19 protein-coding genes are annotated in these 17,873 nt (G+C 64.9%); 8 read left to right on the forward strand and 11 right to left on the reverse strand.

The window, feature by feature from the left end; genetic code table 11:
• Positions 1-39: 39 nt before the first annotated feature.
• The gene (locus LJ362_RS13520; protein WP_264799569.1) at positions 40-720 is read left to right on the forward strand and encodes a hypothetical protein; all 681 of its coding nucleotides are present in this window, start codon (positions 40-42) and stop codon (positions 718-720) included.
• A 216-nt stretch (positions 721-936) separates the two neighbouring features.
• Here LJ362_RS13520 and LJ362_RS13525 read toward each other — a convergent pair whose 3' ends face one another.
• From LJ362_RS13525 to LJ362_RS13540, 4 genes are all read right to left on the reverse strand, one after another.
• Complete coding sequence (locus tag LJ362_RS13525; protein ID WP_264799570.1) at positions 937-1,692, reverse strand: sulfite exporter TauE/SafE family protein; 756 nt, start codon at positions 1,690-1,692, stop codon at positions 937-939.
• A 12-nt stretch (positions 1,693-1,704) separates the two neighbouring features.
• The gene (locus LJ362_RS13530; RefSeq protein ID WP_264799571.1) at positions 1,705-2,511 is read right to left on the reverse strand and encodes a thioesterase family protein; all 807 of its coding nucleotides are present in this window, start codon (positions 2,509-2,511) and stop codon (positions 1,705-1,707) included.
• Between the two features lie 33 nt (positions 2,512-2,544).
• The gene (locus LJ362_RS13535) at positions 2,545-2,721 is read right to left on the reverse strand and encodes a hypothetical protein (RefSeq protein ID WP_264799572.1); all 177 of its coding nucleotides are present in this window, start codon (positions 2,719-2,721) and stop codon (positions 2,545-2,547) included.
• Positions 2,722-2,911: 190 nt separating this feature from the next.
• Positions 2,912-3,013, reverse strand: coding sequence for a hypothetical protein (locus tag LJ362_RS13540; protein WP_264799573.1), 102 nt, complete (start codon positions 3,011-3,013; stop codon positions 2,912-2,914).
• Positions 3,014-3,298: 285 nt separating this feature from the next.
• Between LJ362_RS13540 and LJ362_RS13545 the strand changes: the two genes are divergently transcribed.
• From LJ362_RS13545 to LJ362_RS13560, 4 genes are all read left to right on the forward strand, one after another.
• Positions 3,299-4,717, forward strand: a complete 1,419-nt coding sequence (locus tag LJ362_RS13545; protein ID WP_264799574.1) for an MFS transporter — start codon at positions 3,299-3,301, stop codon at positions 4,715-4,717.
• The gene (locus LJ362_RS13550; protein ID WP_264799575.1) at positions 4,714-5,355 is read left to right on the forward strand and encodes a GntR family transcriptional regulator; all 642 of its coding nucleotides are present in this window, start codon (positions 4,714-4,716) and stop codon (positions 5,353-5,355) included. Before LJ362_RS13545 ends, LJ362_RS13550 begins: the two co-directional genes overlap by 4 nt.
• Before the next feature lie 203 nt (positions 5,356-5,558).
• On the forward strand, positions 5,559-6,566 hold the full coding sequence (locus LJ362_RS13555; RefSeq protein WP_264799576.1) for an aldo/keto reductase family protein: 1,008 nt from the start codon (positions 5,559-5,561) through the stop codon (positions 6,564-6,566).
• 304 nt (positions 6,567-6,870) lie between these two features.
• Complete coding sequence (locus tag LJ362_RS13560; RefSeq protein WP_264799577.1) at positions 6,871-8,316, forward strand: MDR family MFS transporter; 1,446 nt, start codon at positions 6,871-6,873, stop codon at positions 8,314-8,316.
• 67 nt (positions 8,317-8,383) lie between these two features.
• On the opposite strand, the gene LJ362_RS13565 is transcribed toward LJ362_RS13560, so the two are convergent.
• Complete coding sequence (locus LJ362_RS13565; RefSeq protein WP_264799578.1) at positions 8,384-9,616, reverse strand: MFS transporter; 1,233 nt, start codon at positions 9,614-9,616, stop codon at positions 8,384-8,386.
• A 110-nt stretch (positions 9,617-9,726) separates the two neighbouring features.
• Between LJ362_RS13565 and LJ362_RS13570 the strand changes: the two genes are divergently transcribed.
• Positions 9,727-10,290 carry a hypothetical protein gene (locus tag LJ362_RS13570; protein ID WP_264799579.1) on the forward strand — a complete coding sequence of 188 codons (564 nt, stop codon included), beginning with the start codon at positions 9,727-9,729 and terminating at the stop codon, positions 10,288-10,290.
• Here LJ362_RS13570 and LJ362_RS13575 read toward each other — a convergent pair.
• Both LJ362_RS13575 and LJ362_RS13580 read right to left on the reverse strand, forming a co-directional pair.
• The gene (locus LJ362_RS13575) at positions 10,259-10,741 is read right to left on the reverse strand and encodes an NUDIX hydrolase (protein WP_264799580.1); all 483 of its coding nucleotides are present in this window, start codon (positions 10,739-10,741) and stop codon (positions 10,259-10,261) included. The two genes, LJ362_RS13570 and LJ362_RS13575, sit on opposite strands and share 32 nt — an antisense overlap.
• Entirely contained in the window at positions 10,738-11,358 is a 621-nt protein-coding gene (locus tag LJ362_RS13580) for a DNA-3-methyladenine glycosylase I (RefSeq protein ID WP_264799581.1), read from the reverse strand. The genes LJ362_RS13575 and LJ362_RS13580 overlap by 4 nt, the downstream gene beginning before the upstream one ends.
• A gap of 117 nt (positions 11,359-11,475) precedes the next feature.
• On the opposite strand from LJ362_RS13580, the gene LJ362_RS13585 reads away from it, so the two are divergent.
• Both LJ362_RS13585 and LJ362_RS13590 read left to right on the forward strand, forming a co-directional pair.
• Positions 11,476-11,886, forward strand: coding sequence for a hypothetical protein (locus LJ362_RS13585; RefSeq protein ID WP_264799582.1), 411 nt, complete (start codon positions 11,476-11,478; stop codon positions 11,884-11,886).
• Complete coding sequence (locus LJ362_RS13590) at positions 11,883-12,434, forward strand: aspartate dehydrogenase domain-containing protein (protein ID WP_264799583.1); 552 nt, start codon at positions 11,883-11,885, stop codon at positions 12,432-12,434. Before LJ362_RS13585 ends, LJ362_RS13590 begins: the two co-directional genes overlap by 4 nt.
• A gap of 143 nt (positions 12,435-12,577) precedes the next feature.
• Here the strand turns inward: LJ362_RS13590 and LJ362_RS13595 are convergent, their stop codons facing one another.
• The 4 genes from LJ362_RS13595 to LJ362_RS13610 form a co-directional block, all read right to left on the reverse strand.
• On the reverse strand, positions 12,578-13,876 hold the full coding sequence (locus LJ362_RS13595; protein WP_264799584.1) for a BCCT family transporter: 1,299 nt from the start codon (positions 13,874-13,876) through the stop codon (positions 12,578-12,580).
• The gene (locus LJ362_RS13600) at positions 13,804-14,658 is read right to left on the reverse strand and encodes a BCCT family transporter (RefSeq protein ID WP_264799585.1); all 855 of its coding nucleotides are present in this window, start codon (positions 14,656-14,658) and stop codon (positions 13,804-13,806) included. The genes LJ362_RS13595 and LJ362_RS13600 overlap by 73 nt, the downstream gene beginning before the upstream one ends.
• A 220-nt stretch (positions 14,659-14,878) precedes the next feature.
• Entirely contained in the window at positions 14,879-16,258 is a 1,380-nt protein-coding gene (locus LJ362_RS13605) for a short-chain fatty acid transporter (RefSeq protein WP_264799586.1), read from the reverse strand.
• A 205-nt stretch (positions 16,259-16,463) separates the two neighbouring features.
• Positions 16,464-17,843 carry an NAD-dependent succinate-semialdehyde dehydrogenase gene (locus tag LJ362_RS13610; protein WP_264799587.1) on the reverse strand — a complete coding sequence of 460 codons (1,380 nt, stop codon included), beginning with the start codon at positions 17,841-17,843 and terminating at the stop codon, positions 16,464-16,466.
• Positions 17,844-17,873: the final 30 nt, after the last annotated feature.

Consider the following 17,873-nt stretch of genomic DNA (forward strand, 5'->3'; position numbering starts at 1 on the left):
GGAGGGAACGGCGGGCAGCCTCGGCGAGGAGGATATTCGATGCGACACGATGAGGAGCGCCCGCGCACCAGCGAGTTCTTGGCAGGCGGAACGGCTCCAGGGCACTGGACGCAGGTGCTCGGGTCGATGCGTGCGAATCCGTTCACGCATCTTTCACTGGATGAGGTGCGCGCCGAGGCGGCCCACCTCCTCATCGTCACGCCCTCCCCCGAGGTGGCCCGTGCGTGCTTTGGGGAAATGCTCGATGCGTTCGGGGACTCGGTTGAAATCGCCGCCGTCGACGAGCTTGTTCCCAAACACGTCCCCGCGGGGACATGGGTGTTTCTGCCGCATCGGCAGGACGGGTGGACGGAACTCGAGGACGCCTCGACGAAGGTGCGGGCAGCATCGGTCAAGGAGAATTCGTCTCGCGAGGCCGGCAGCAAGCTGGTCCTCATGGAGTACGGGATCAACCTGTGGATGTGGGCCGAACCGCCGTCGAGCGGAGGCGACCCCGTCTGCCACGCCGGTGAGCTCATCAGCTGGGAAAGCGCCTGGGCGCTAGGGGCGGAGGCTGGCTGCGGCACCTGCAGTGCGGACGGCTTGGGCGACGCTCACTCTGGCGATGTGCCCACCGAAGACTCGACTACTCCGGAGCCTTCACCGCCGACTGCCTCGGCCCGCCCGCCGATCTATTTCGGCCTGCCGCCTATCCTGCGCCAGCGCCGTTGGGACGGCTGAACATGTTCTCTGGCCCACCCTCATCGACCACTCGAGTTAGCCTCGAGCGTACAAACTATGCGGCGAGCGCTCGACGCTAAAGCAAGCTGTCGGTGTGAACTTACGTGGCCGAGTTGAGCGCTCGGCGCTGACATGAGCGCTCGGCGGGCGCAAATATCTGATCGCCTGCACACGCGCTGCTGGACCGGCTCACCAATTCGCCAAACGGCCGAGGCACTATGCCACGGCTACGACCACTCCGGCCGCCACGAGCAGCACGAAGTAGCCCCAGGCATGGAGTATCTCGGGGATCTTCGGCACTCGGCGGCGCAGGAACACGATGATCGGAAGTCCGCCGATGAGCAGCGCCGCGGCCGCCACCAGGTCGAGTGATCCCATAATGCCCGGGGCTTCGATCGCCGCCGGGGTCAGGATCGTCACGAGCACGGCCGGGCTCATGATCACCAAAGTCAGCGGGTTGGCCAGGGTCGTGGCCACGGTCATCGTCGCCCCGGACCGACGCATCATCGGCACCGTCATCACCGACCCTCCGACACCGAGGAAAGAGGCCAACCCACCGATCGGCACACCCCAGACAGCGGCGATTCCTCGGCCTCCCCCGCTGACTTTGCCAACGTTATCGACGACCGCGGCCTTGCGCCGGAAGAATCCGGGCCGGGCGAGCAGATCGATGGCCGTGGCCGCGATGTACGCGACGAACCCCCACTGCAGCAGCGCGTCCGGTGCGAATCGTCCTGCGAACGCACCCAATCCCCCGCCCAGCGCGAGCAGCCCGAGCAACCACCACCTCCCCCGCAGGTGGGCGAGCGTGGAGCGTTTCGTCGACACCGTCGCGACGATCGCGTTGACGAGCATCACCAGCGCCGAGGTGGCCGCCGCCACCCGCGCCGTGTCGAAGCCGCCGCCGAACCCGAAGAGCACGGTGGTCAGGCCGACGAGGCATCCGATGAGAACGAGCCCGAGGAACTCCATACTTTCAGGATCTCAGAGTCGGGCGATGAGCAGCGGTTGGGTCACAGCTCCGACGTAGCCGATCTCATCAGCCAGGTCGCCGTCGGCGACGCCGCGCCCGTCGGGGCCGACATGGGTGCGGACATTCATATTCAGCCATTCGGACCTCGGTTCCCGTGCGAAGGTCAACGACAGCGACGGAGGGATGAACGTCCACTCGCCAAACGGCAGGGCCGCCGAGACACCGTTGGCCGAATCCGCCACGATGACGAATCGCTGAATCGGGCTGGTTCGTTCACCCGCGACGAGCGGGATGCGCGGGCGTACCCAGACGTCGGCAGCTCCGAGCTCCTGGAGCCCGCCGGAGACGAAGCGCCATTCGATGGCACGCCCGTATCCCCAGTCAGGGCTGATGCCGGGGAAGTACTTCTGCTCCTGCGGTTCCGGCACCGCCGAGGTGTCGAAGGTCGAGGCCACCTCGGCGCTGGAGTCCGGTGTCGATCGCATCCGCCACGCAGTCGCGGTGACGGCGAGACGGTCCTCGGCCCAGAGCTTGGCTTCGACGAGTTCGATGCGCTTTCCGGGTCTCACGATCGTCGCCTCGGTGCGGATGCGGCCCTGCGGGATGGGGCCGAGCATGTCGATCGTCAGCCGCCCGATGCTCATCGCCTCGTCCTCGCGGACGCGTTCGACGGCCCTGGCGAGCAGCGCTGCGGGCGGCCCGCCGTGCTGCATCCGTTCGTCCCAGGGGCTCGTCGTGGCCCGGGTCGAGTCGAATTCGTTCTCACCGCGAGGGAGATAGAAAGCCTCGGGCAGTGGTGTGACCTCGTTGTCTGTCACGTATCCTCCTCAATCGTTCGTTAAGTTCTCAGGCTATAGTCTCTCGGCCTTCGCGGCGAAGGCGAGCGCGAATTCCTTCTGACTGTCGGCGATCGCCTCGGCTTCGAAGGTGTTCTTCCACGTCCGCAGCAGTCGCTTCTGCTGCGCGATGACGGCGCGGCTGGCCTGCGTGGTGTCGCACAGGAGGGCGAGTGCGCGCTCTTCGACCACGGTCCTTCCACCCACCGGGGCGGAAATCTGCGGCCGCGGCGATCTCGGCAGCCCCGCCGATGCAGTAGCCGTCGATCGCCACGGCGACCGGAAGTGCGCAGTTCTTAATGGCTTCGCAGGCCTCGCCGAGGCGACTGATCGTCTCGTACGGCTGCGAGGCACTCGTGTGTGCGAACTGCGCCGTGTCCATTCATGCCGAGAAACCCCGTCCGCAGGCCGAGGTGAGGAGAACCGCGCGCAGTTCCTCGTCTGCGCTCGCTTCGATGAACGCGTCGATGAGCTGGCCGAGCATCTCTTCGGTCAGCGCGTTCGCCTGGTCCCGGTTATCGATGGTGATGGTGAGAACGTCGTCGGTACCGTCTTGCCTGATCGTGCGGGACTCCTGAGCTTGTGCTGCTCCCGGCAGATCTGGATCACCGTGGCGACGCCGGGCACGGATGTGGATTCGTTCTCAGCAACCTACTCGACTCGCTCCCGCCCCTGTCCAGGCATCCCGCCCTGCGACCATCTGTTGTATCCAAGATGGATGCAAGTTAATGTGAGTGAGTCCTGACCACCACGACGACGTGAGACCACCATGACCAGCCACATCCGCGAACAGGCCAAACTCATCACCGCCCAGCTCCTCTCCGGAGCCGGCATCGCCTCCGGGTATGCCGTCGGCGGACTGCTCGCCGAAGAGATCACCGGGCAGACCTCAATGGCCGGATTCGCGCAGATGAGCGTCATCCTCGGCGCCGGTCTCATCGCCTATCCCCTCGCCGTGCTCGCCGGTCGCTCCGGCCGTCGCAAGGCGCTGACCTTGGGCTTCGGCATCGGCACGCTCGGCGCCGTGGTCGTCCTCATCGGCGTCGCCCTGCATTTCCTTCCCCTGTTCATGCTCGGGATGATGATGTGCGGGTCCTCCACCGCCTCCGGCCTGCAGGCCCGCTACGCCGCCGTCGACCTCGCCGACCCGGCCGCCGCTGGTCGCGCGATGTCCCTGGTCGTGTGGGCCACGACCGTCGGCTCCGTCCTCGGCCCCAGCTTCACCGCCCCGGGCGCCCACCTCGGCGAAACGCTGGGCATGAACGGATTGGCCGGGCCCTACCTCATCTCCATGGTCGCGTTCGCCCTGGCGACGCTGTCGGCCTCGACGCTGACGAAAACGGTGGCCGCCGGAACCGACCACGCCGGTGAACCCGGGGTCGACGATCCCGGCCACGACGGTGAAGGCACGACCGACAACAACGACGGGGCCGCCTCGGCGAAGGAAACCGCTGCGACCAACAGATCCACCACCACCGAGGCGACCGCCCCTCCCCCGATGAAACTCGGCGAAGCGCTGCGCTTCGCCCTTGCCCGCCCGGTGCCTCTGTTCGCGATGATCACGATCATCGCGGGGCAGATGATGATGACCAACGTCATGGTCATGACCCCGGTGCACATGGACCACCAGGAGTTCAGCCTCGGCGCAATCGGCATCGTGGTGAGCATCCACATTGCCGGTATGTACGCCCTGTCCCCAGTATTCGGATGGATGGCCGACCGGTGGGGTTCGGGCGTCGTCATCGCAGGTGGGGCCGGTATCTTCGTTCTCACGATCGCCCTCGGAGTCATCGATGCAGTGGCCCCGGAGTCGTCGATGGTGCTGCTGTCGACCGCACTGTCGCTGCTCGGAATCGGGTGGTCGATGTTCCTCATCGGCGGTTCGTCTCTGCTGACCGCCTCGGTGCCGGCGCATGCGAAGGTGCCGCTGCAGGGCGCCTCGGATTCGGCGATGAACCTGGGCGGTGCGCTCATGGCGGCGATGGCCGGAGCCGTGCTCGGCGCGGGCGGGTTCCTCTGGATCAACCTCATGGCCACATTCGTCCTCGTCATCGCCGTCGGATTCTCGATCCGGGCGATCCCGCTGATGAAATGGCCCGGACGCGAAGGCACGGTCGATCACCCTCGACGCGCAGCCGCGAGCGATCAGGCAGGCACTGCCAGCGATCGGGCGGGAGCCGTGGAATGAGCGGCCGGACGGAGTCGCTGAGTGCGGCCGAACGCGCCTACCAGGTCATCCGCTGCCAGATCCTCGAGGGCGGGCATGCGCCGGGGACGATGCTCGGCGAGGCGGCTCTGGCCACCGAGATCGGCGTCAGTCGCACCCCGGTGCGCGTGGCCATGGCCAGGCTGCAGGACGAGGGGTGGATCCGCATCTATCCCAAACGCGGAGCCGTCGTCCAAGGTGTTGACGAGCGGACCATCGCCGAGCTCGCCGACGCCCGCTATCTCCTCGAGACCACCGCGGTCGACCGTGCGCCCGAGGCCCTGCGGCACCGGTTGGCCGCCGATCTCGATGATCTGATCGCACAGCAGCGGGACGCATTCGCCGAGGCGGACATCGCCCGATTCATCGAGCTGACCTTGGACTTCCACCGCGGTTTCGTCGAGGCCGGTGACAGTCAGGTGATGCTCGAGATGTATTCGCTGCTGTCCGACCGGCACCGCTTCATTCTGTTCATGAACAGTCGTCATCTGCTCGGTCGCTGCGATGAGATCATCGCCGAACACGAGGAGCTGGTGGATCACCTGCGCGCGGGCGATTCCGCTGCATTCGCGGCGACCCTGCGGGGGCATATTGCGGAGAACGCCGGCCCGGCGCGCTGAGGCGGGAGATGCGAATCCCGTGCACTGAGTGAGCCCACTGTTTGGGACAGGATTTCGGTACACCCTTCTCTGAGGTGACCACTTTCTTCAGTGTGCAATCCAGAGAAAGGTGTACCGAACCGGCGAGGCGCAGCGGTGCATCGGCGCCACTGCAGCCTCGGCGAGGGGTTCCGCACTCCCGCGCCCGGTCGTAGGCTGAGGTCATGGAACACAGATACCTGGGAAACAGCGGACTCAAGATCTCCGAGATCACCTACGGCAATTGGCTCACGCACGGCTCGCAGGTGGAGAACGACACCGCCACGAAGTGCGTCCACGCCGCCCTGGACGCGGGAATCTCCACCTTCGACACCGCCGACGTCTATGCGAACACCGTCGCCGAACAGGTCCTCGGCGATGCGCTCAAGGGCCAAAGGCGCGAATCGCTCGAAATCTTCACGAAGGTCTACTTCCCCACCGGACCTAAGGGACACAACGACACCGGCCTGTCGCGCAAGCACATGATGGAGTCGATCAACGGCTCGCTGCGCCGACTCGGCACCGACTACGTCGACCTCTACCAAGCCCATCGCTACGACTACGAAACCCCACTGGAAGAGACGATGCAGGCCTTCGCCGACATCGTCCGCTCCGGCAAAGCTCTCTACATCGGCGTGAGCGAATGGAACGCCGATCAGCTGCGCGCCGCCCACCACCTGGCCCGCGACCTCGGCATCCAGCTCGTGTCGAACCAACCGCAGTACAACATGCTCTGGCGCGTCATCGAGGAACGGGTCGTCCCGACGTCGAAGGAACTCGGCATCTCGCAGATCGTCTGGTCCCCGATCGCCCAGGGCGCACTGACCGGCAAATACAAGCCCGGCCAACCGGTGCCCGAGGGATCGCGGGCGACCGACGAGAAAGGCGGTGCCGACTTCATCAAGAGCCGCTACCTCCACGACGATATGCTCACCGCGATTGCCGGTCTCGAACCCATCGCCGCCGAGCTCAACCTGACGATGGCGCAGCTGGCGATCGCCTGGGTGCTGGCCAACGACAACGTCGCCACTGCCCTCGTCGGCGCTTCCCGCCCCGAGCAGATCGCCTCGAACGCCGAGGCGGCCGGGGTCACCCTCGACACAGACGTGCTCGACCGCATCGACGACATCCTCGGCGATCTGCCGGAGACCGATCCGAACAAGACCCAGTCGCCTGCCACCCGCCTGACCTGATCCCCCACCGAGGCGATCGACTGTCCGTCCTGAGCCCGACCGCGGCCCCGCTGTGGGACCGCGGTCGGAATCATTCACACATGCGGCAGGTGGCTGGCACCCGGCCGGCAGATGAACTCGATGAGTCTCACACCGACCCGGGGCCACCTCGGCGAGGGCGGTGCGTTAAACTGCATAAAGCGGTTATATAACCGAGGAATTTATCTCCCGGCGCGAAGAGGGGCCGACTCAGCACACCGCCCCAGGCGGACTGTCGCTGGAAGATGAGAAGTAACGCAGACGACGAACAGATGAAGGGATGCCATTGGCGAACGGAGACGACATTCAGAAGGACCCGTCAGAAGGCGCACCGATCAATCGGAACCTCGTTCTCGCCGTCCTCGTCTCCGGCGCCTTCGTCATCATCCTCAATCAGACGCTGCTCAATACGGCCCTGCCGCACTTCATGTCCTACTTCGACATCACCTCCGGTGCCGCACAGTGGGTGACGACGAGCTTCATGCTCGTCAACGGCATCATGATTCCGGTGACCGCGTTCCTCATCGAGAAGTTCACGACGAGGGGCCTGTTCTTCACCGCCATGGGCCTGTTCATCCTCGGCACTCTCGTCTGCGCCATCGCCCCCGTCTATCCGGTGATGCTCATCGGCAGGGTCATCCAAGCCTCGGCCGGCGGCATCATCATGCCCCTCATGCAGACGATCCTGTTCGCGATCTTCCCCGTAGAGAAGCGCGGATCAGCCATGGGCACCTTCGGCCTCGTCATCGCCTTCGCCCCGGCCATCGGCCCCAGCCTCTCGGGCTGGATCGTCGACCATCTGCCGTGGCAGACGCTGTTCTACATGATGCTGCCGATCGCGATCATCGATCTCATCGTCGCCTATTTTCTGCTCAAGAACGTCACCGAACGGACTTTCCCCCGACTCGATGTCCTCTCGATCATCCTCTCCACACTCGGCTTCGGCGGACTGCTGTTCGGCTTCGGCACCGCCGGTGATGCCGGCTGGCTCAGCGCCGAGGTGCTCATCCCGCTGGTCATCGGCGCGATCACGCTGACGTTCTTCATCACCCGTCAGTTCAAGCTCGAACAGCCGATCCTCGAGTTCCGCATCCTCCGCTACCGCATGTTCACGCTCAATACCCTGTTGGGCATGTGCGTGTTCATCGTCATGGTCGGCGGCATGATGGTCCTGCCGCTGTACATGCAGAACATGAATGACTTCTCGGCCATGGAGTCGGGTCTGGTCCTGCTTCCCGGTGCCGCGGTGATGGGACTGATGTCGCCGGTGACCGGTCGCGTGTTCGACGCCGTGGGCGCGAAATGGCTCGCGATCGCCGGCTTCGTCCTGCTCACCGGAACCACGTTCCTCTTCGCCCGGCTGGAACCGGACACGTCGTTCGTCTACCTCGCCGTCGTCAACACGGTCCGCATGTTCGGTGTCGCCATGGTGATGATGCCGGTGACCACGGCCGCGCTCAACCAGCTGCCCTCGCACCTCATCCCCCATGGCACTGCCCTGAACAACACGCTGCGCCAGATCGCGGCGTCGGTCGGCACCGCGGCGCTCGTGACGATCATGGTCTCGGCCGCGCGGAACCCGGAGACCTACGGCATGGCGGGCCTGGTCCACGGCGCGAACGTCGCGTTCTTCGTCGCCGCCTGCGTCGGCATCCTCGGCGTCATCGGTGCGTTCTTCATCAAGAACTCCCACGGACTCGAACCGGGACAGCAGAAGACGACCGGAAAGTGATCCCGGGGCACTTCAGGTGCCGATCCGGTCCCTCGACAGCTCCGGACCCTGCCCAGCGCTGACTGCTTCAGCCGTGCCCGTCGTTCCGCGTCTGCAGGGTCCGCGCGATCCATGACAGGGCACCGGTGAACAACAGAAGCAGAGCACACACCAGGAAGGTCGACGACGATCCGAGATAGGTGAAGCCGAGCCCGCCGACCACGCCGGCGACGGCCAGCCCGATATCGAAGTTCATGTTCCAGGCGACGCTGGCGCGGCTCGGCGAACTGACTGAAGCGAAGGCCATGACGAGGCTCGCCGACTGCATGGCGCCCAATCCCAGTCCGATGATGAGCATCGAGATGAACAGCGTCCCACCATAGGAGACGACGGCGCAGACCAGCCCGATCGCCGTCAGGACGAGTCCCAAGATGTTGAGGGCGAACGGCGGGAAGCTGTCCGAAACGGCCCCGACGACGAAGCGACCGATGACCGCTGATATCTGCATCCCGGCGATGAACATTGCCGCCACGGCGACGTCCTCGCCCGGACCGAAGCCGACGATGATCCCGAAGACGATCATGCCGACGAGGAACGGAGAGAGCGTGAGAACGAGCCCGAGGGCCTCCCCCGCCCGGCGTCCCACCTTCCGCAGGCTCCGCCTCTCATTGCGACCGGACCGAACCCCGACAGTATCGCGGCCGTTGACCGGTTCTCCCGGATCGCCTTTTCCTCGCCGAGGCGGCCGACCGGGTACGTATTTGAGCACAGTGGGGATGGCCAAGAGGAGACAGGCGCAGACGATGACGCGGAAGATCCAGATCGGGATCGACTCGACCAGCCACAGTCCCAGCGGAGCTCCGACTGCCGCTGCCAGGGAGGTGATCCCACCGAAGAAGCCCAGCGCCTTGCCGATCCGCCCCGGCGAGGTCGTCCCCGGGACCGCTGCGTTGGCGAGGACGACGAAGAGGCCGAACCCGACGCCTCCGCAGAGTCCGGCGAGGACGAGAGCCAGCAGAGGCGGAGCTACGAAGAGGCCGAGGAGTTGGCCGATGAATTGCAGCAGGAGAGCCAGCATGAGCGAAGCCTTGAAACCGAAGACCCGACCGGCCCACGGAGCGAAGGGCTGAGCGACGATGACGCCGATCATCATCGTCGTCAGCACGGTCCCGCCGGTGACGGTCGACAGTCCGTCCGTCGACGCAATCGTCACCATCGTCGAATAGCTGAAAAAGAAGGCGGAGAACCCGAACATCGCCGTCCACACCAAGCCCAGCAGGGCCGGGGTGTACGTCGCCTGAGACGGCTGTTCGGGGTTCATAGTCCGAGGTTACGACATCGGCACTGCATCTGCCGTATCAGAATCGTCTGCCTCTCCTGCAGCGGAGAAGTGTTCACCTGCGCGTCAGAAACGTCGCCTATCATCGGTTCATGAACTCATCGGAACTCAGCTCGGACCTCAAGCGCGACGCTCCCAGCGGCACCATCGACACCGCCTTCGTCCTCAAGTTCGAACCGCTCTATGTCCTCACTGATCTCGAGTCAGAGATCTTCAGCGACATCGGCCCGAAGACGAAAGTCCGCGAATCGTTCAAACGCAAGCACTTCCTCAAAGTCGCCGAGTGGAAGGCCATCGGCGTCCTGCCGAGTCTTGAGGAGATCCCATCCGATGACATCGACTTCGTCACAGGCGTCGCCCTCGATGACGACACACCCAACCGGTTCCGGCTGCCGATGCTGCAGATGCTGCCCGGAGTGGGAGTCCCGATGGCGAGCACGTTGCTCACCGTCGTCAATCCGAAGAAGTTCTCCGTCATGGACTCCCGGGCGCTGACCGTGCTGCACGAGTACGCTCTCGTCCCCACGGACAACCCTGCGCAGATGGACTACCAGACCTACCGCAAACTCATGAAGTCCCTGGCCAAGGGCGCCAATTGCGCGCCGATCGATCTGTACCGGGCCCTCATCGCCTATTCGCGGCAGAAGAGACTCTGAGCCGGTCACCGGAAGCCGATCTCCCCGCGGCCTGCAGCGCCGGGATGACCTCGTTGCGGGTCAGCGGCGCGAACTGACGGATATCGGTGTCCGCGGGCAGCGGGTCGATGGGAAACCATCCGGCTTCGGCGATCTCGGCCAGATGCGCGATGTTCTCCACATCGAGTGCCGCCGGCAGACCGTCATAGCAGAACACGTCACCGATGACACGGTGATCGGCTTCGTTCGCCGCCTCGGCAGAGAAAGTGCCCAAAGCGTGCAGTCGGTGACGGTCCAGATCGAGTCCGAGCTCCTCGGCGATCTCACGGACGATGGTGTCCTCAGCGGTCTCCCCCTCTTCGGGTTTGCCGCCGGGCAGCATGAAGGAACTGGTCCCGGCCTTGCGCACCATGAGCAGTTCCCGGCGTTGCGGGTGGAGGAGGACGAGTGCGGAGACGCGGATGTCATTCATTCCGACCACACTCCGGACGCTCCTCGGCGGTGGGAATCGAGCAGGTGCGTATCGACCATGCCGACGGCCTCCATCAGCGCATACATCGTCGTCGGACCGACGAAGCGGAACCCCTTCTTCTTCAGCGCCTTCGACAGCGCCACGGATTCCGGTCCGGTCGTCGGGATCTCGGCAATGGTACGCGGTCGCGGGGTCTGCGCAGGTTGGAACGACCACAGGAACGCATCGAGTCCGCCGTCTTCACGCAGTTCGATCACGCGAGCGGCATTTTTGATGCAGGCTTCGATCTTGCCGCGGTGGCGGATGATCCCGGAATCGGTCAGCAGCTGCTCGATCTCGCTTTCGCCGAAGCGGGCCACGGCGTCGGGATCGAATCCCGCGAAGACCTCACGGAACCGTTCCCGCTTCTTCAGAATCGTCAGCCACGACAGTCCTGCTTGGAATCCCTCGAGGCTCATCCGCTCGAACAGCCCCGCCTCGTCGTGGACGGGCAGACCCCACTCGCTGTCGTAGTAGTCCAGCAGCATCGGGTCACCGTACGCCCACGGGGTGCGGGCAAGTCCGTCGTCACCGGTGACGGCTCCCCCGGATGCACTCGGCTGTGATTCGTCGTCCATCCTGCAACCGTATCGCGTCGCACTGACATTGCCCGCGCACCCCCGCACTCCGGCCTCCCGCAGCTGTGATCTCACCGCTGTGAGCCTAGTGTCAGCCGTCTCCGATAGGGTGCGGCCATGCCTTCAGTGCTCCTCCTCGGCTTCGGTGCCATCGGCCGCCACGTCGCTCGGCTGCTCTCTCCCGAGCTCGAAGCCGGGGCGTTCAACCTGACCGCCCTGGTCTCGGATCGGACCAACCACAGAGGTCGCCCGAATCACGGCGCCGAGGTGGTCGACCTCCCCACGCTCACCACCCCGGTTCACGAACCGGCCCCGTCGTTGCCTGTTCCGTCGTCGACGCAATCACCGTCGCCGAGGATGTTCGACCGCTTCGATGTCATCGTCGAATGCGCTGGGGTTCCCGCTGCTGCCCGACTCGGCCCCGCCGTCATCGCGGCCGGTCGCCCTCTCGTGCTCACCAGTGTCGGAGCCATGGCCAGTCCCGACACCCGCGCGGTCTGCTCGGCGGACCCGGCCACCTGCATGTGACCAATGGGGCGATCGGCGGACTCGATGTGCTCGAGGCGGCGGCTCAGGCCGATGGCCTCGACAGCGTCGAAATCACCACCTCGAAGGAGGCGAGCGGACTCATCCGCCCGTGGATGTCTGAGTCCGAAGCCGAGCGTCTGCGCGGCCTCCGCCCCGAGGACGGCCCTCTGACGGTGTTTGAGGGCAATCCCGCCGAGGCGATCGAGAAGTTCCCAGCCAATGTCAATATCGCCGTCGCCCTCGCTTGGGCCACCCGCGGACTGGGCTCTGCTGCACCGGCCTCAGACTCAGGAGCCAGAGCGGCGTCGACCGAGACCGCACCCGAACATACCGATGCCGACTTACTCGGTGCCTCGTTGGAGAGGGTGCGGGTCGTGCTCCATGCGGTTGCCGGTCAAACCCAGTCCGCCCACCGAATCCGGGCGTCGGGGTCGGCAGGGGAATTCGCGTTCGACATCCGGTCGACGCCCAGCCCGGAGAACCCTGCCACCAGCGGGCTGACGGCCCTGTCCGTCGCCCGGACCCTGCGCAACGTGTTGACGGAGTGATCGCCAGACCGTCCTTCAGCTCACTACGCGGCCTCTCGCCGTCTCAGGGCGAGAAATGACGGCGCCCGGGATCCCCGACCAACAGGCCGGAGATCCCGGGCGCCGCACTCACCCGCCGGATTCAGTCATCCGGACATCGCGATTCAGTCATCGCGGTGGGTGATGTTCTCCTGGAGTTGGAGGAATTCGACGTGGCGTTCGTACTGGTCGAGCACGTCATCGATGATCTGCTCCTTCGAGAAGCCCATGATGTCGTAGCCCTGACCGGTGCCGCCGTCGAGGTAGACCTCCATCCGGTAGTAGTCCTCGCCGGTTCCGCGTGGGACCATTCCGCCGAATGACGGCACGCTGACCTTGTGCGGCCACACCTGATAGCGGAACGGGTACTCCCCGTCTCCGTCGACTTCGAACTGGAAGAGTTCGCCGTCGTCGACGAACACGCCTTCGGAGTCGACGCGACCGCAGCGTGACGAGATTCCGCGGCCCTCCATCTCTTCGGCCACCTCGTGGAGGGTGGGGATGAGGACCTTCTGCTCGAACTCCTCGGCACGTGACTTGTTGGGGAAGGACAGCACCCGTCCGAGCTGACGCTGCCAGGTCTCGTGGCCGGGGCCGCGGGAGCGGCGGGCCAGAGAGCCGGGCAGGGTCGTATCGACGCTGTCGACGCGGTTCGCCTCGACTCGCAGGGCCTTGTACAGGCCGATCATGACGAGGATGACGACGAAGGCGAAGGGCAGACCCATGATCACCGTCGCGCTCTGCAGCGCGCCGATGCCCCCGACGAGCAGCATCGCCACCGTCAGGGCTCCGGTCGACAGAGCCCAGAAGATGCGCAGTCCGGCGCGTCCGTCTTCGGCGGGATTGCGCAGGTTCGACGACAGGTTCGCCATCACCAGAGCCGCGGAATCAGCGGTGGTGACGTAGAACAGCAGCGCCGTGATCGTAGCCAGAGCGGCGATGACGGCGAACGCCGGGTAGCGTGAGAGCAGGTCGTAGAACCCGCCCTCAGGGCTGAGCATGACCGACTCGCCGAACTTCTTGTCTCCGCTGCGGATGATGTCCAGGGCAGAGTTTCCGTAGATCGAGATCCACATGAAGATGTAGATGAACGGAATCGTCAGGGTGCCCAGCACGAACTGGCGGATGGTGCGTCCGCGGGAGATGCGGGCGAGGAAGAGTCCGACGAACGAGGCGAAGGCGATCCACCAGGCCCAGAAGAACAGGGTCCAGTCGGTCATCCAGGTTCCGGTGTCTTCGAAGGCGAAGGTCTGACCGGCCATGTTCGGAAACAGACGAACGAAATCCGTGACGTTGAGGACGAAGGCATTGAGCAGGAACTTCGTGTTTCCGGCCACGAGCACCCAGAGGCTCAGCACGATCGCGAGGACGACGTTGAGGATGGACAGGAACTTGATTCCCTTGTCCACACCTGAGACTGCCAAGGCACCGTGGCGACACCGACACCGACGACGACGATGCCGACCTGGGTGGCGGTGCCGATCGGAATCCCGAAGACGGTGTTGAGGCCGACGTTGACCATGACGACGCCGATGCCCAACGAGGTGGCCACACCGAAGATAGTGCCCAGCAGGGCAGCGAAGTCGACCGTTTCACCCAGAGCACCGTGGACACGTTTGCCGAAGATCGGGGCCAGTGCCGAGCGGATCGCCAGGGGCATGTTCATCCGGTAGGCGAAGTAGGCCAGGGCCATGCCCATGAGTGCATAGAGGCCCCAACCGCTCAAGCCGTAGTGGAAGAGAGCCCACACGGTGGATTCGCGCGCGGCGTTGACTGTTTCAGGGTCGGTGCTCGGCGGAGCGAGGTACATCGTGACCGGCTCGGCAACGGCGAAGAACATGAGGTCGGTGCTGATGCCGGCGGCGAACAGCATCGACGCCCACGCGACGAGGCCGAATTCGGGCTTCGAATGCTCGGGGCCGAGCTTCGTGTTGCCGTATCGGGACGCCGCGAGGTAGATGACGAAGACGAGGACCGCGAGGACGAGGAGGACGTAGAACCAACCGAACCAATCAGAGGTCCAGCCGACGACTGCGCCGAGGACCGCCTCGGCGTTGGTCGGTGAGATGAGCGCCCACACGGTGATGGCCAGTGCCACCAGAGCTGCCGCGATGAAGACCCGTTTGTTCACAGGAGGCAGCGACGGCCTCTTTCCCTTCGCATCTCCCTTCGAATCACCCGGCGGGGTGTCGACTGTTGCTGACATGGTTCTGCTCCTTATCCGGACGCTGTCGCGTCATGGCATCGGACCCGGTCGAACAACGTGCTCAACCGAGCATAATCAACTGCTGTTGTGAAATGAGATTCCGTCCTCGCCGCGTTCCCTCATCCGGAGACCGGCCAACAAAGGAGGTTACCACATCGACACTTACGGTCACTTGTTCGGGTATGCCACGCGAATCTGCAGATCAGCGGTTCGTTGGGACTCACAGGGAGACGAGGAGCAGCGCGGCAGCCATCACCACCCCTGCGCCGAGGAACGTGATGACGGTGTAGCCGAGGATGTCGCGCATCTTCAGTCCGGCGATCGCGAGCACCGGCAGCGCCCAGAACGGCTGGAGCATATTCGTCCACTGATCACCATAGGACACGGCCATGATCGCAATCGACGGGTCGACGCCGAGCTGGTTGGCGGCATCGAGCATGATCGGTCCCTGCACCGCGAACTGTCCGCCGCCGGAGGGGACGAAGAAGTTGACGAGGCCGGCCGAGAGCAGGGCGAGGACGCCGAAGGTCGTGGTGTTCGAGATCGAGACGAAGGCATCGGAGAACACGGCGATGAGTCCGGTCGAGGACATGATGCCGAGGATTCCGGCGTAGAGCGGGAACTGCAGGAGGATCTCGCCGACGTTCGACGCGGCTTCCTTCGTCAGGTGGATGAGCTCGAACGGGTTGCGCACGAGCAGCAGGATGAGGGCGAGGAACGACCAGTTGACGATGTCGAGGGTCAGTCCGCCGCCTTGGGCGAAGTGAATGACGAGGTAGGCGACGAGGGCAAGGCCGACGACGAGAGTGAGGATCCGGGAGGCGTCGATGCGATCGGCGGGAGTGACGACTTCATCGTCGATCTGCGACTGTTCCTCCGAGCTCACCGAGGCGGGCAGTTCGTAGACGGGTGCGCCCGACTTGGGTGCGACGAGGAAGAACAGGAGGGCGCAGACGATGATGACGCCGGCGATGGCCAACAGGTTCCAGCCGGCGAAGATCGTCTCGGACACGGGGATCGTCTTCCCGCCGAGGGATTCGGCGAGGAAGGAGTCCGGGGTGGCCGCGGTCAGCGGGCCGGATCCCGAATAGCCCATATGCCAGACGACGAATCCGGAGTAGCCGGCGGCGACGAGCAGCGGGAAGTGGACCTTGATTCCGCGTTCGCGTGACTGCACGGCGATCTCGCGGGCCAGCAGGGCACCGACGACGAGGCCGAGTCCCCAGGTGATGAGGCTGGCCAGTGCTGCGACGACGAAGACGAAGACGTAGGCGAAGGTGGCGTTGCCCGGGACGCGGGCCAGCCAGGCCAGCAGCTTCCGCACGGGGCCGGTGTTGGCGAGGATGTGGCCGAGCAGGAGGATCAGACACATCTGCGTCATGAACTCGAGCAGTCCGGCCAGACCTTCACCCCAGCCGGTGATGACATCGATGGGTCCGGCATCGGTGAAGATGAACGCGAGGACCGCGACGATGAGGGTGAGGACGATGGCGAAGGTCAGTGCCGACGGTATCCACTGTTCGAGGAATCGGTTGACCGGCCGCATGATCCCTTTTGAGGCTGCTGCGTTGACCTGGGTTGACGGCTTCGGTGCCGACATGGGGAGACCTCCCGCTGGGAATTATGAGAATCAGCTGTGTGTGTTCTCAGCATACAATCAGGGCGCTGTCCGCTGGTAGGAGACAGCGCCCTGAGTGCGATCACAACCCGGTCACGATCGGCGTTCGAATCCTCAGGCCCCGAGTTCGCAGAGCCTGTGCTCTCGGAGCCCCAATCATCAAGCCCCGAACGCAGGGCCGCAGGGGTCAGTCCTGTTTGTACACGAGCTGCTTGTTGACGAATTCGTCCATCGCCAACGGTCCGAGCTCACGGCCGACGCCGGAGCGCTTGACTCCGCCGAAGGGCAGGTATTCGCGGGTGCCTTCGGGAGCGTTGAGGAAGACCATGCCCGAATCGATCTGGTCACCGACCCGCTCGGCCCGCTTGATATCGGTGGAGAACACGGCAGCGCCGAGGCCGAACGGAGTGTCGTTGGCGAGCTCGACGGCTTCTTCTTCGCTGCTGACCTTGTAGACGATAACGGCGGGACCGAAGAGCTCTTCGTAGTAGCCGCGCATGCCCTTCTGCACATCGGTGAGGACGACGGGTTCGACATAGGCTCCGCCGCCGTCGTACTTCTTGCCGCCGGCGAGCAGGGTCGCACCCTGGCTGACGGTGTCCTGGACCTGCTCGACGAAGCGATCGGCCGCAGCCACCGAGGACAGCGGGGACAGGCGGGAGCCTTCCTCACCCGGCGTCTCCGGGGTGACCTTCGTGGCCGCCTCGGTGATGGAGGCGACGAAGTCGTCATAGAGGTCATCCATGACGATCATCCGCTTGGGCGAGTTGCAGGCCTGGCCGGTGTTGCCCATGCGGGTGTTGAAGAAGGTCTTCGCGGACTTCTGGACATCGTCGGTGTCGAGCAGGATGTACGGGTCGGATCCCCCGAGCTCGAGCACGACCTTCTTGAGGTTCTTGCCGGCCTCAGCGGCGACGGCGGCACCGGCACGTTCCGAGCCGGTCAGGGACACACCGTGGTTGCGGGGGTCGGGCAGGATGATGTCGGCGACCTGCTCGTTGCTCGCGTAGATGTTGATGTACGCGTCCTTGGGCAGGCCGGCGTTGATGAAGATCTCCTCCATGAGCTTCGCCGAGCGGGGGCACTGGGGAGCGTGCTTGAGCAGGATCGTGTTGCCCAGTGCCAGGTTCGGCGCGGCGAAGCGGGCGACCTGGTAGTAGGGGAAGTTCCACGGCATGATGCCCAGCAGCGAACCGACGGGCTTGCGGCGGATCATGGCGGTGGCGTCCTTGGGTCCGCGCAGGGGCTCATCGGCCATGAACGCTTCGGCGTTGTCGGCGAAGTACTTGTAGATCATCGAGCTCAGCTGGACTTCGCCCTTGCCTTCGGGCACGGACTTGCCCATTTCGAGCTGGATGGCTTCGGCGAGCTCCTCGGCGCGTTCGGTGTAGATCTCGGAGACGCGGGTCAGCAGCTTGGCGCGTTCGGCAATGGGCGTCTGGCTCCACTCGGTGAAGGCGTTCGACGAACGGTCGAGGGCCGCGAGGATCTCGGAATCGGTGGCGGTGGGGAATTCTTCGGCGACTTCGCCGGTCGCCGGGTTGGTCACGCGATACATGGTGGTCATCACTGTCCTCTTTCACTTCGACGGGGTTGA

Source organism: Brevibacterium sp. JSBI002, assembly GCF_026013965.1.
Classification (GTDB): domain Bacteria; phylum Actinomycetota; class Actinomycetes; order Actinomycetales; family Brevibacteriaceae; genus Brevibacterium.

Excerpts from the sequence above, each read along its gene's own strand:
- LJ362_RS13585 (WP_264799582.1), top strand. The coding sequence starts at position 11,476 with ATGCCTTCAGTGCTCCTCCTCGGCTTCGGTGCCATCGGCCGCCACGTC.
- LJ362_RS13525 (WP_264799570.1), bottom strand. The coding sequence starts at position 1,692 with ATGGAGTTCCTCGGGCTCGTTCTCATCGGATGCCTCGTCGGCCTGACC.
- LJ362_RS13600 (WP_264799585.1), bottom strand. The coding sequence starts at position 14,658 with ATGTCAGCAACAGTCGACACCCCGCCGGGTGATTCGAAGGGAGATGCG.
- LJ362_RS13545 (WP_264799574.1), top strand. The coding sequence starts at position 3,299 with ATGACCAGCCACATCCGCGAACAGGCCAAACTCATCACCGCCCAGCTC.
- LJ362_RS13555 (WP_264799576.1), top strand. The coding sequence starts at position 5,559 with ATGGAACACAGATACCTGGGAAACAGCGGACTCAAGATCTCCGAGATC.
- LJ362_RS13570 (WP_264799579.1), top strand. The coding sequence starts at position 9,727 with ATGAACTCATCGGAACTCAGCTCGGACCTCAAGCGCGACGCTCCCAGC.
- LJ362_RS13520 (WP_264799569.1), top strand. The coding sequence starts at position 40 with ATGCGACACGATGAGGAGCGCCCGCGCACCAGCGAGTTCTTGGCAGGC.
- LJ362_RS13550 (WP_264799575.1), top strand. The coding sequence starts at position 4,714 with ATGAGCGGCCGGACGGAGTCGCTGAGTGCGGCCGAACGCGCCTACCAG.
- LJ362_RS13565 (WP_264799578.1), bottom strand. The coding sequence starts at position 9,616 with ATGAACCCCGAACAGCCGTCTCAGGCGACGTACACCCCGGCCCTGCTG.
- LJ362_RS13605 (WP_264799586.1), bottom strand. The coding sequence starts at position 16,258 with ATGTCGGCACCGAAGCCGTCAACCCAGGTCAACGCAGCAGCCTCAAAA.
- LJ362_RS13580 (WP_264799581.1), bottom strand. The coding sequence starts at position 11,358 with ATGGACGACGAATCACAGCCGAGTGCATCCGGGGGAGCCGTCACCGGT.
- LJ362_RS13575 (WP_264799580.1), bottom strand. The coding sequence starts at position 10,741 with ATGAATGACATCCGCGTCTCCGCACTCGTCCTCCTCCACCCGCAACGC.
- LJ362_RS13540 (WP_264799573.1), bottom strand. The coding sequence starts at position 3,013 with ATGCTCGGCCAGCTCATCGACGCGTTCATCGAAGCGAGCGCAGACGAG.
- LJ362_RS13610 (WP_264799587.1), bottom strand. The coding sequence starts at position 17,843 with ATGACCACCATGTATCGCGTGACCAACCCGGCGACCGGCGAAGTCGCC.